Genomic DNA, 12,293 nt, shown 5'->3' with positions numbered 1-12,293 from the left:
TATTACAAAAATATTTCAAAAAAACTTGACATTGTGTAATATTGTAATATAATAGCTAATATAAATTTTAGTGAGGTATCATGATCATGAAAAAATGGACAAGTTTAGCACTTTTAGGATTAACTTCTGCAAGCCTACTCGTAGCCTGTGGTTCAAAAAAAGAAGAGAGCAACTCTTCTGCAAAAGAAACACAGACTTCAATGTCGTCTAGTCAGAAAAAAACAAATCAGTCTTCTAAAAAGAAGAACACAAAAACAACTGAAGCGAGTTCAGAAGAGGCAGTAAACTCAAGTCAAACTGCTACAGCATCTGGCACGACAAATGATGACAAGGCTTCTCCGGCTTCAACTCAAATGGTTCCAGAAGAGCTTATAGGGACTTGGACTGGAACAACTGAAATTGCCAAAGATGTCCAAATGACCGTTGCTGCGGACGGAACAGTCACTACGACAGCAAACTTTTATCAAGCTGATGTGAACCCAATTCGCACAGCGACAGCTAGAGCCAAGGCAGTCCAAGCTTCTGGTAATGTCTATTACTGGGAAACAGATGAACCTGGAGCTTTTGATGCTCTTCTTCCAGGTATTGCTGGACTTGGGGGAGCCAATGCTAAGGTAAAAGCCGGTTTCATTTTGGAAGAGGGTCATTATACACCAATTGTATTTGTAACAGGGCTTAATGAAGACTTTGACTACAGCAAATACAATGATTTCCGTGTTTCCCTTACAAAATAAAGAAAAATCCACGAATCCCAGAGGGTTCGTGGATTTTGTTTTAGATAAATTGTGTAATAAAGACAATGAGGATGACGATTGGAATCACAAAGCGAAGCAAGAAAATCCAGAGCTTGAAGAAGAAGCGTTTGGATTTCTCTTCTCCCACCTTGAGTTCTTCTTGGGCTAGGACTTGATCAAAGATATAGCCTGTAAATAAAGACAGGCAGAGAGCCCCAAAAGGCATAAGGAGGTTGGAAACCAAAAAGTCCATACAATCAAAGAAGGATTTTCCAAAGAGGGTCCATTTAGAGAGGATGCCATAGGAAAGGGCAGATGGAATCCCAAAGATAAAGGTCAGAAGGCCAATGATCTGACTCCATTTAGCCCGCTTTTTATTGTTTTGGTTGGTGACGTTCCCGACATTAATCTCTAACATGACGACAGATGAGGTAATGGTCGCAAAGAGAAAGAGAAGCAGGAAGAGCAGGTAGAAGAGGGTACCAAAAGGCATCTTGTCAAAGACTTGTGGAAGGACTACAAAGAGGAGGCCCGGTCCACTAGTAGAAGGGATTTGAAAGGCTGACATAGCTGGGAAGATCGCCAAGCCCGCCATGATGGAAACGGCAATATTCATGAAGACGACGGAAATCCCGGATTGGACCAGGTCAGTGTCCTTGTCCAAATAGGAAGCATAGGTCAACATGGCCGTTACCCCTAGGGAGAGGGCGAAAAACGATTGGCCCAAGGCATAGAGTAGACCTTGGCTGGTTATCTTGGAGAAGTTTGGCTTGAGGAAGTAGCTAACTCCCTCCCAAGCGCCAGGTAAGGTCAAGGAACGACCAATCATGACTAAGAAAATAATGAAGAGGAGAGGCATCATGAATTTTGAGGCCTTTTCAATCCCTTGTTCTACCCCCTTTGAAACAATCAAGACATTGAGGAAGATGAAGATGGCTTGGGCTCCTAGAGCCAACCAGGGATTTGAAATAATCTCCCCAAAGAGCTGGGTGTAGTCGTTAACTGAAAGAAGCTGGAATAACTCTCCCAAGGCGACCCCTAAATAAATCAGGATCCAGCCACCGATGACACTGTAGAAGGAGAGGAGGATGAACAGGGCAAAGGCACCGATCCAACCGATCCCATCATAAAGGCGACGGCCACCGAGTTTTCCAAAGGTCTTAATGGCAGAAACACCAGCTGCACGTCCTAGAGTAAATTCAGCCAGTAAGAGAGGGAAGCCGATAAGTAGAGTTGCTATCAAAAAAATAAGAAGGAAACTTCCGCCTCCATTAGCAGCGGTCATATAGGGAAACTTCCAAACAGCCCCAAGGCCAATTGCAGAACCTGCAGAGGCTAGGATGAAGCCAATTTTGGAACCCCATTGAGATTTTTCAGACATCTTTAAAACTCCGATCTATTTTTAAATAAGAAAAGGCTACTTGAGTTGTCAAATAGCCTTCTCTCAATGGCTCTTTAGGAGCCTTCTGTGTGATTGATAGACTTGATTATCCTATCATGATTTTTAAAGACTGTCAAGAAAGCGGTTTTCATGTTTTTATAGTTTTCTCAAAAAGTAAAAAATTTTCGCAAAAACACTTGACTCTAACCTAAGGGGAGGGGGTATACTATCATTGTAAGGAGCAAATCATGTACCAAATAAAAGAAGCTGCGCAGCTTTCAGGTGTCTCTGTCAAGACCCTGCACCACTATGACAAGATAGGACTCTTGGTCCCCTTAAAGTCGGAAAACGGCTATCGAACTTACAGTCAAGAGGATTTGGAACGCCTTCAGGTCATTCTTTACTACAAATATCTAGGGTTTTCTTTAGAGAAAATAGCAGAGCTATTAAAGGAAGAAAGAATAGATTTATTGCCCCATTTGACTAGGCAGTTGGACTATCTAACTCGAGAAAGGCAACATCTGGATACCTTGATTTCCACCTTGCAAAAAACGATTCAAGAACAAAAAGGAGAAAGAAAAATGACCATTGAGGAAAAATTCACTGGATTTAGCTATCAAGATCATCAAAAATACCAGAAAGAAGCGGTGGAGAAGTATGGCCAAGAAGTCATGGATCAAGCCCTCGAACGCCAAAAAGGTCGTGAAGATGAGTCTACGGCTGCCTTTAACCAAGTCTTTCAAACTTTAGCACAAAATCTTCAAGCTGGTTTACCTGCAACAGCAATTGAAAACCAAGAGCAAGCAGCCAAGCTCTTGCAAGCCATTCGTACTTATGGATTTGACTGCTCTATTGAAGTCTTCGGACATATCGGTAAAGGATACGTCTATAACCCTGAGTTCAAGGAAAATATTGATAAATTTGGACCTGGAACAGCCCAGTACACATCAGATGTGATTGCCCACTATGTTGAAAAACAGAGCAAATAATCGACGGAGGACTCTCCGCCGACTATTTGCTATTTTAAATCATAAAGCCAGTAGTCACCGTCTTTATAGTAGAAGAATTCACTGAGATCATCTTCCAAAAAAACACGAAGCATATCAGACATATCATTGGTTGCAAGTTTTAGATGAGATAGATTTTCAAATTCTTCCCACCAGACCTTTCCTTCGTCTGAAGACTGGAGCTCACCAGTAAAGTGTTCGGTCTTGTAAAAAAGGACGACATAACGGTAATCCTCATCATCGTACCAGTCCTTGATACCACAGAGTTGGGGTTTAGAAATGGTTAGACCCGTTTCTTCTCTCACTTCACGAATGACCGCAGCGACAAAGGATTCGCCACGTTCAACATGTCCGCCAGGAAAAGTAATGCCAGGCCAGTCAGGACTAACTCGATCTTGAACCAGAACCTTGTCCCCATTTTTAATCATGCACATGTTGACAAATTCAACTGACTCTCTTCTGTTCATTTTTCACAACCTTTGATATTTAATCATAATGCAGACTTCCGGCTACCCAACCAGTACAGAGGGCAGCTGTAATATTAAATCCTCCTGTATGGGCATTGATATCCAAGACCTCCCCAGCAAAATGAAGGCCAGGGACCAACTTACTTTCTAAGGTTTTGGGATTGATTTCCTTAAGGCTGACGCCACCTTTGGTTACAAAGGATTTGGCCAAGGACATCTTCCCTGTTACAGGGATTGGGAGTTCCTTTACTTTCTCTAGTACTACATCGATTTCTTTAGGAGAGAGTTGTTTCACCTTTTCGGGAAGATCCTGAGCAAAAAACTCAGCCAGGCGTTCTGGCAGATAGGCCTTCAGAACATTCTTTAAGGACTTCTCACGATTTTTCTCTAGGATTTCTGTGAGTTCTTCCTTAGAATAGTGAGGGACACTGTCCAGCGTAAGGATTTCTCCCCCCTTGACAAAACTTGACATGCGAAGGGCAGCCGGGCCAGACAAGCCAAAGTGGGTAAAGAGGAGGTCATGGGTAATGTGGTGTTTGCTATAGTGGAGGGTCACATCGTCTAAGGAAATCCCTTGAAGGGCCTTGTGGGGGAAATCTGTGAGAAGGGGGCTTTCAGCAGCTTCTAGATCCGTAATAGTGTGCTGGAAGTGACGGGCGATATCGTGGCCAAAGCCGGTAGAGCCCGTCGAAGGGTAGGACTTTCCACCAGTTGTCACAATCAAGCGGTCTGCCGTCCAAGTCTCATCTTTTGATTTGATGACAAATTGTCCGTCAATTATCTTCACAGAGGTCACCTCCACCTGGCAGCGGACTTGACCGCCGAGCTCGGCAATCTTATCTGTCAGAGCTTGAATAATCGTTTGGGAACGATCTGAAGCTGGAAAGACACGACCATGGTCTTCGACCTTGAGTTTGACCCCGTTTTCTGTGAAGAAGCGGACGATATCTTGGTTGTCAAATTGAGAAAAGACACTGTAAAGGAAGCGTCCGTTTCCTGGAATTCCTGCTAGGAGATCGTCTAGGCTTCCATTGTTGGTCACATTGCATCGACCTCCACCAGTCCCAGCTAGTTTTTTCCCTAGCTTGCGGTTCTTTTCCAACAGGAGGGTTGTTTGTCCGTAGAAGGAACTGGAAATAGTAGCCATCATGCCGGCAGGTCCTCCTCCAATGACAATGGTATCATAGTGGTTCATAAGGTCTCCTTTTTCTCGTCTCATTTCATTTCCAGTTCATTGTAACATAAAAAATGGACCCTGTCCCCAGGCTCCACTTTTGATAGTTTAATCGTCTTCGTCCGGATTTTGACGGAGGTGGATGGAATAACGCTTAGGTGGGTAAATTCCGATTTGAGGTCCCCAGCGCGGGAAGAGCTGGTTTGGTTTCTTACCAGCAGCATATTTGGCTTCTGCAGCCATTTCCCAGAGTTCTTCGTAAAGGTCTCCTAGTAAAAAATCGAGCTCTTCAAAATAGACTTCTGGCTTTCCATAGTCACTGATACTCCGCTCCATCAAGCCATAGACTTGTAATTTGTGGTCCATGAGCCTGCGTCCGTCCACCTTGTTTGAATGGACAATAATGCGTCCATAGGGATCATTTCTCCGAATACGTTCGAGTTCTTTATAGGCATTAATTCCAGAGTCTCCATGACAGGAAAAGAAGTAAATGTTTTTTAAGTCATAATCGATATAGGCGATATTCCCATTATAGACGAGCTTGACTGGTAGATTGCGGACCCGCTTTTTTTCCAAATAGTTATTAATATGCTCGACTAACAGCTGGGAGGGATAATTGTATTCAATCACATAGATCATAGTGTGCTTCCTTTTCAGTTGTTTAAATTGACCAACCAGTCTTTCCAGAGTATTCTGACTTTTAGTCATGACTAGTATATAGGTTTCTGAAGTAAAAAAGGGGAAAAAATCTATTTGGTCGCTTTTAGCACCTATTTGGTTCATTTTTCATGGATAAATAAGGAGATGTTCCTGAACGGGTACGAAGAAAATTCCTAAATAGTTCATTCAACTTTATGCAAGAGCGAATTCAATAAGGTTATTTAAAGATACTGGGGAAGGCAGATAAAATTGTTCTACGGCCAGGTAAATAATCAAGATTCTACCTTTTTCGGAGAAGAAAAACATGCTATAATAGAAGAGAACTGTCCATCTTTTTACTAGAAAATGGGCAGAAGTGGGCAGTAACCATTAAACAAGAGGTCTAGCCCCTTGATACGAAAGGAATCTAGAAAATATTATGATGAATATGCAAGACTTAATTTAAGATTCTTAAAGTCTTGTTATTTATCAAAATACTGGTATTAAGGGATTTCGCATCCGTTTAAATCAATAAATTATAGATGTGTTACAGTATATTGGACAGTAAATGGACAGTGACAGAGTGTTTGAAGGAGAGTAAAAGAGGCCAAAGTGCCTCTTTTATTATAAGAAATTGATACTTTTATTGTATAACTTGTTATTTTTTAGTTTTATCATAAATTCATACTTTAATAACAGTCTCTATCCTTTAGGTGAAAATACCGATTTTATGGTATAATAAGGATAACTCTATATAAGGAGGTGTGCTATGACTCTTGATGTAAATAAAGAAGAATTAACAATTTTAGGGATTCCCTTTGATAACTTTTCGGATTTTGATACTGTCTGGTATGCTATTGGGTCATCAATGATTGAAAATTATGAACCTACTGTTCAAGATGTGATTGATTTAAAAACTTATGTTATCAACAGACGAAAGGAATTGAATATTGGTTAAAAATCAATACGAAGGATATGAGTACATTGACCCCAATCATCAATATACCTATCCAAATTCTACAGTCTTAATCAACAAACAAAATGTTACAAATATTGAAGAAGCCTATCGGAATGAGCATTTATTCGTTACTAGAAGGCTTGCAGACTTACGCTTGAAAGTCATTGAAGTCTACTCCATTAGTGATATTTTAGCCATTCATAAATATTTATTTCAAGATGTCTATGCTTGGGCGGGACAATTTCGCAAGGTGAATATCTCAAAAAATGGGAATCCTTTTATGTCAATACAATCTTTCAGTACTGCCCAAGCTTATATAAACCGCCTTATTCATACCTATTATCAAACTGCTAATTCAAAAGATGAGATTATTAAACAATTAGCAAAAATTCTTGATAATCTTAATTATTTCCATCCCTTTCGAGAAGGAAATGGACGAACTCAACGAGAAGTTATTCGTTCCTTAGCACTATCAAAAGGATATTCTGCACAAATACGAGTGGAACAAGATGATGAAGTTTACAACCTTTATATGGACGGAACTGTCTATGGAGACTTAGGGAAGCTAGAAGAATTATTTGGTAAAATATTAAAAGAAATATAGATTGTAATACTTGATAATTACAGAGGTGAAATAGGGGTTTACTACACGTCAATAGACGTTAAAAACCTTGATTTAAAGCGATTTTTGAAATTCTAAATTTCACTACATTGCAATAGAAATCAACCGAATCACTACCTTTTTTGAAATAAAAATAATGATTCGGATATTTAAAAGAAGAGGAACTTTAGTGTGAAGCTCCTCTTTTTGTTATTTGTTCTTTTACTTATAAATTGTAATACCTGTTTTGAACACCTCATATTTGAATGAATTTCAATATATGCTTAATATCAATGTTTCCACATGTTTTTAAGAAAGAAATATTTCATCTAATTTGAATAACTTTCAATTGAATGGTGTAGCTAATTATCGAAATATTCTTTGAAACAGGGTTTAAAATATTCAATACTCCTAATGGGCTAAAAGATAATAACAAGTTATTTTAGTCTAATAAACTTCTTGAAATCAGTTCTCCTAAACCACTAACAAAATGATCAAACAAGAATTTAGATTTAGAAACTTTTCAAACTTTAAGAAGCACGCTTTCATGTCCCCGACATCAAAAAAGAAAGGACAAACATATCCTTCCTCGTTGTTAAAATTTTCGTCCCGCACTACAGTTAACAAACATATTAAGATTAGTAGTGAGGAAGTTTCCGACTGGAGAGAGTACTCACTACTTTATCTTATCATGAAAATAATTCAATTTTTTCTTAGTTCAATGACTTGATCGTATCGACTTTCATTATCAATATGGTGAGCGATTTCTAACACCATCATCGGTAGTGAGAAAATCAAGTCTCGAACCATCTGGCTATTTTCTACGTCAAGAGCTGCAGTTACCTCATCTGCTAATAAAATATCCTTTTTACGAAGAAGGAAGCGAGCTAGTTCAATCCGGACTCGTTGTCCGCCTGAAATATTTTCTCCGTTATTAGTGATTACAAAATCAAGTCCATCAGTTAGTTCATGGTCGAGTTTGACCTGTCTCAAAACAGTCTCCAATTCTTGATCTGAAAACTCTTGTCCCAAACTAAGATTGTAGCGAACAGTATCATTAAAGAGGAAAGGATGCTGACTGATGATACCTACCTGACGAATAAAATAACTTGTTTTTGCTCCATCCCTTGTCCGACAAGTAATCGTCCCATCATCCGCCTTTTCTTCCCCTGTGATCATTCGAAAGAGGGTTGATTTCCCACAGCCACTTGGACCTTTGATGAGGACTTTTTCCCCTTGTTGAATGGCTAGATTAAGATCGCGTATAATCTCTCTACCGTTATAAGATTTACTTAAATGAGAAATTTCTAGTTCTTCTACTTGTGAGATCGAATGATTGTCCGATTCACTATCATCTGCTCGATTTAAAATTCCGAAAATCTTTTCTGCCGTTGTTTTGGCTCCTTGTACTTCAACCACATCATACATGATATTTTGTATAGGACCTACCAGTTGACCAGCGGCAATATACATTGCAACCAGACTAGCCACTGAAACATGATGACCATGCATGGCAAGGAAGAACCCCAATACCAAGGGGAGTACTTGGCTAAGAAAGACCATGAAACCATTACAAAAGAAAACAATATTATGGGTAAAAGCAAACTTTTGAATGGCTCGTTGATAACGAAGATTGATATTCCAGACGCGCTGAGAATTTTCAGGCAAGGCTTGATTCATCCGCAAGGTTTGAGCCCCTCGAATACTATCAGAGATTTGGTTATGAACGGCTGTTCTTCCCTGAGACATTTCATCCCCTGAATTCTTTAGCTTATTATTCATTAAGAATTGTGGAATGGGACGTAAGATCGTGAAGAAAACAAAGATAGAACCCAATAAAACATTTTGGGCAATGATATAGATCGCCGTAATCAGCGCTCCAAATCCCCAACATGAAATAGTCATATAGCGTTCAAAAAAGTTATCTCCTAAAAATTCCATATCCTGTGTCAGCATGGTAATCTTTTCATCTTCACTATATTCCCTGTCTTCCATTAACTTATGAAACAATGCCGTTCGGATATTCATGTGAATTTCACGTCGAAAGACATTATTTGCATGATTACAAAATAACATTAGACTATACAAAGCGAAATAGACAGAAAAACCAAAGAGAGCAAATTTCCAAATAGAGGAATAGGTAAGGTTATTTTGATCTATAGATAATGCTTTGGCAACAACCAAAGGTTGACCTAATGCGAGACCCCCATTTGCCAGTGCCCCAATAATGGTTAGGTATTTTGTTTTTTTATCAAGATATTTAAAGATATTAATCATAAATCTCTCCTAGAAAATAGAACCCTATGATTGAGAAATATCAGATGTAATCATTAAATCTTATTACATATTATTCTTTGTGATATATTTTACATGCTCATTATACATCTAAAAATAAGTCTGGTCAATGAATATTCAAAAGTTTAGAAAAGTTTAAACTTTTAATGATATTCTGAGTTTTCCCCCGTAAGTATTCATCTCATCCATCATAATAAAAAGTTACTGTTGGAAACATATTGGAGATTAGAAACTATGGTATACTAGTGATAATAAATAGTTATCGGTAGGAGAATGTCATGAAGTTTATCAATCGTAAAGAAGAGCTCCGTAATTTACAAAAAGATTACACTAATAATTTGAATCGTGGATTGAATCAAGTTTATATCATTAAAGCTGATTCAGGCGTAGGGAAATCCGAATTTATTAAAGAAATATCTAAGAAACTAAACTTATCTTTTATAGAAGTTTTTCCATTAGATGATAGCAATGATTTTTCAACATTTAAAAGATTTGTTATAGAATTGGATAAAATCAGTAGCGAGTATGGTTATGATGATTTTAAAGAATTTTACACAAAAAAAATGACTAGTGATAAAGCTATTAAAATATTGCTGAAAATTTCAGCAATATTTGGTAAAGCATTTATTGGAACATTTTTTAAAGATAATAATATTGGACTAGAAGTGTCAGAGATTGACTTACCTTCATTGATAGAAGAACCTACTCAATATGAGACATTTGTGCTAAAAGCTCAAGTGGAAAATCTCTTTGAATATGCTAATTATGTTCTAAAACAGAGAAAATTATCTATTTTGTATTCACAAGCCTCTCAGATTGATCGTTCTTCTTTGGATTTATTTAATAAATTAATAGTTACTTCTCAACAATGCCTGTTTATTTTTGAATGTGACGATAACAGAGTGGAGCAGTATTTGAAAAATAGTAGTAAATTTTTTCTTAAAACATATCACTTAAATCGACTTTCTAATGAACATATTCTTCATTACATCCAACAATTAACTGAAGAATTAGAATTGCATTATGAGCAAATTGATTTTACAATTTTACATGATAGTATTGAAAAAGGAGATTTAGCAGAAATCTCCACAATTTTAAAGGATTTTGATGATAGAGTACGGTTGGATCGGACAGTAAAATTACAGACGATTAAACAAATTGTTGAAGAATTATCAGACAAACAAACAGCCCTTTTAATCTTACTTTCCTTAACAAAGAATAGGTTAGCTCAAGTTGATTTGATGGAAATTTTATCCCAACTATACGGGGAGTTTGATTCGGAAAATATTGATTTTCTAGTAAATAAAGATTTACTAGAACGAAATCACTCTTCCTTATCAATCCCTAATTTTATAGATATGGTTGTTAGCCCTACAACATTTTCCCCTAAGTTAAGACTAGCTCTAAGCTCTCTTTTGGTTAAATATATTAACCAAAAGTTATATGAAACCAATAATGCTGAATATCTTGATATTTTAGTTGACCATTATTTACTTCACCGCCAATTTTTACAACTCAAATCTATTTTCCCTAAAATTCGAGAGAGATTGATAAGAATTGATTCACAAGAAGGGCGTGTAGCCTATTTTGAAAAATTCAATCTGATACAGCATGATGTAAAAACAATTGATGAAGATTTTATACTGACACTTGTAAAAATTGCCTATGATGCTAATTTGTATCAACAATCCCTATCTTTTATTAATTTTATCTCTCACAATATTGATAAGGTTGTTTTTGGCAAAGCATTATTACTAAATCGATGTGAAAAATTTGATGCTTCTATTAACTATATTGAAAAAAATATAGTTAAGCTAGATAAAAACTCATCACAATACTTCCAGCTTTCTTTAGTTTTAATAATGAACTTAGTACAACTTGAAAGACGAGAAGAAGCAAAACGTATTTTCGAGGAATTAAGTACGCAACACACTCATCCACTATATCCCTACTTAATCAGATTATCTAATGTTTTTTATAGCCAATTTTCTGACCGTATAAAAATTGTTCAGTCAATTACGGAGAGAATTTTTAAGGAACAAGATTCTGAATTTTCAGGACTTCATGCTATCTATCTAGCTTACTTATATGCTGTAGAAAGAGATGTTTCTCGTGCCGAACAATCTTTAATAACCGCTCGAGACTATTTCGGTGAATCACTTGTATATAATCATATGATTCTTCATAACGAGGCTACAATAAAATTTTATAGTGGAGATATTGATGAATCAATACCGGAGTTACTTAATAGCGCAAAAATCACCGCATATGATGAATATGACCGATTTGCCATTTACAATAATTTAGTTGTTTATTATTTCTTAAAGGATAGAGCAGGTAGTCTTGAATGTCAGTCAATTGTTGTTGAATTGGAGGAACTCATCTCAAAGACATCTTTTAAGCGTTTTTTGGATAAGATTTACTACAATCTCTATCATTATTATCAAAAAATGTATAACCTCGAAAAAATGGAAGAATACAAAAATAAAATAGAGGAAGATATTATTAAGAATGATTACGAAATGAAGTTAATGTATGAAACTTCGTGGAAACTACCCCTTAATTTAAATGATGAGTAAAGAGTGTTTGCATCATTTCATCGTAGGTATAGCCATTTATGTTGAATGTTTTAGGTACAACAGATTTTGGATACAACCCAGGATTAGCATTGATCTCTATTAGATAAAATTCTGCATTTTTTATTCGGCCATCTACTCGTATCAATTTATTTGGAGACAAGTTCTTATAAAGTTGCTTTAAGTTGATAATATCTTTATCGCTTAAATAGCAACTTTTTTCGATTTCTATACCGATTTTTTGTTTAATCTCTGAAGTATAAGCCTGATACTTGAATTCATTAGATTCTGGAAAAATAAGTTCAACTTCTTCAAAGAATAACTCTCCTTCATTTTCTAAAATAGTAACAGCTACTTCTCTCCCTTCAATGTATTCCTCTACTAGGATTCTGTCAATAATTTTGTGTAAACACTCAAGTAAAGTTGCGGAGTGTTAATCAAATAAGCTTTCAAGTGTGTCA

The 12,293-nt window shown here is 36.9% G+C and carries 11 protein-coding genes; 5 read left to right on the top strand and 6 right to left on the bottom strand.

Features of this window, described 5'->3' with window-relative positions; all coding sequences use genetic code 11:
• The first annotated feature begins 86 nt into the window (after nucleotides 1-86).
• A complete protein-coding gene (locus K1J10_RS06090) occupies nucleotides 87-734 on the top strand; it encodes a superantigen-like protein SSL4 (RefSeq protein ID WP_135782893.1) in 648 nt (215 codons plus the stop codon).
• 40 nt (nucleotides 735-774) lie between these two features.
• Here K1J10_RS06090 and K1J10_RS06085 read toward each other — a convergent pair whose 3' ends face one another.
• Nucleotides 775-2,115 carry a sodium-dependent transporter gene (locus K1J10_RS06085; protein WP_223356213.1) on the bottom strand — a complete coding sequence of 447 codons (1,341 nt, stop codon included), beginning with the start codon at nucleotides 2,113-2,115 and terminating at the stop codon, nucleotides 775-777.
• Between the two features lie 248 nt (nucleotides 2,116-2,363).
• On the opposite strand from K1J10_RS06085, the gene K1J10_RS06080 reads away from it, so the two are divergent.
• Nucleotides 2,364-3,104, top strand: coding sequence for a MerR family transcriptional regulator (locus K1J10_RS06080; RefSeq protein ID WP_135782892.1), 741 nt, complete (start codon nucleotides 2,364-2,366; stop codon nucleotides 3,102-3,104).
• Nucleotides 3,105-3,133: 29 nt separating this feature from the next.
• On the opposite strand, the gene K1J10_RS06075 is transcribed toward K1J10_RS06080, so the two are convergent.
• The 3 genes from K1J10_RS06075 to K1J10_RS06065 form a co-directional block, all read right to left on the bottom strand.
• Nucleotides 3,134-3,589, bottom strand: a complete 456-nt coding sequence (locus tag K1J10_RS06075) for an 8-oxo-dGTP diphosphatase (protein WP_223356211.1) — start codon at nucleotides 3,587-3,589, stop codon at nucleotides 3,134-3,136.
• 19 nt (nucleotides 3,590-3,608) lie between these two features.
• Entirely contained in the window at nucleotides 3,609-4,784 is a 1,176-nt protein-coding gene (locus K1J10_RS06070) for a BaiN/RdsA family NAD(P)/FAD-dependent oxidoreductase (protein ID WP_223356210.1), read from the bottom strand.
• 87 nt (nucleotides 4,785-4,871) lie between these two features.
• Nucleotides 4,872-5,402 (bottom strand): hypothetical protein, encoded by a 531-nt coding sequence (locus K1J10_RS06065; RefSeq protein WP_135782889.1) that lies wholly within the window; start codon nucleotides 5,400-5,402, stop codon nucleotides 4,872-4,874.
• A 769-nt stretch (nucleotides 5,403-6,171) separates the two neighbouring features.
• Here K1J10_RS06065 and K1J10_RS06060 point away from each other — a divergent pair.
• Together K1J10_RS06060 and K1J10_RS06055 are read left to right on the top strand one after the other, a co-directional pair.
• Nucleotides 6,172-6,360, top strand: a complete 189-nt coding sequence (locus tag K1J10_RS06060; RefSeq protein WP_014713950.1) for a hypothetical protein — start codon at nucleotides 6,172-6,174, stop codon at nucleotides 6,358-6,360.
• Entirely contained in the window at nucleotides 6,353-6,964 is a 612-nt protein-coding gene (locus K1J10_RS06055; RefSeq protein WP_070466620.1) for a Fic/DOC family protein, read from the top strand. Before K1J10_RS06060 ends, K1J10_RS06055 begins: the two co-directional genes overlap by 8 nt.
• A 699-nt stretch (nucleotides 6,965-7,663) precedes the next feature.
• On the opposite strand, the gene K1J10_RS06050 is transcribed toward K1J10_RS06055, so the two are convergent.
• Complete coding sequence (locus K1J10_RS06050) at nucleotides 7,664-9,238, bottom strand: ATP-binding cassette domain-containing protein (RefSeq protein WP_223356209.1); 1,575 nt, start codon at nucleotides 9,236-9,238, stop codon at nucleotides 7,664-7,666.
• A gap of 296 nt (nucleotides 9,239-9,534) precedes the next feature.
• Here K1J10_RS06050 and K1J10_RS06045 point away from each other — a divergent pair, with 296 nt between their 5' ends.
• Nucleotides 9,535-11,835 (top strand): hypothetical protein, encoded by a 2,301-nt coding sequence (locus tag K1J10_RS06045; RefSeq protein ID WP_223356208.1) that lies wholly within the window; start codon nucleotides 9,535-9,537, stop codon nucleotides 11,833-11,835.
• On the opposite strand, the gene K1J10_RS06040 is transcribed toward K1J10_RS06045, so the two are convergent.
• Nucleotides 11,816-12,229: a D-alanine--D-alanine ligase family protein gene (locus tag K1J10_RS06040; RefSeq protein WP_223356227.1), complete on the bottom strand. Its 414-nt coding sequence runs from the start codon at nucleotides 12,227-12,229 to the stop codon at nucleotides 11,816-11,818. The genes K1J10_RS06045 and K1J10_RS06040 overlap by 20 nt on opposite strands.
• Nucleotides 12,230-12,293: the final 64 nt, after the last annotated feature.

Origin of the sequence: Streptococcus australis (assembly GCF_019930045.1) — a bacterium.
GTDB classification, from domain to species: Bacteria; Bacillota; Bacilli; order Lactobacillales; family Streptococcaceae; genus Streptococcus; species Streptococcus australis_D.
Note: the sequence above shows the minus strand (reverse complement) of the source record. Positions and strands in the feature narration are given on the sequence as shown.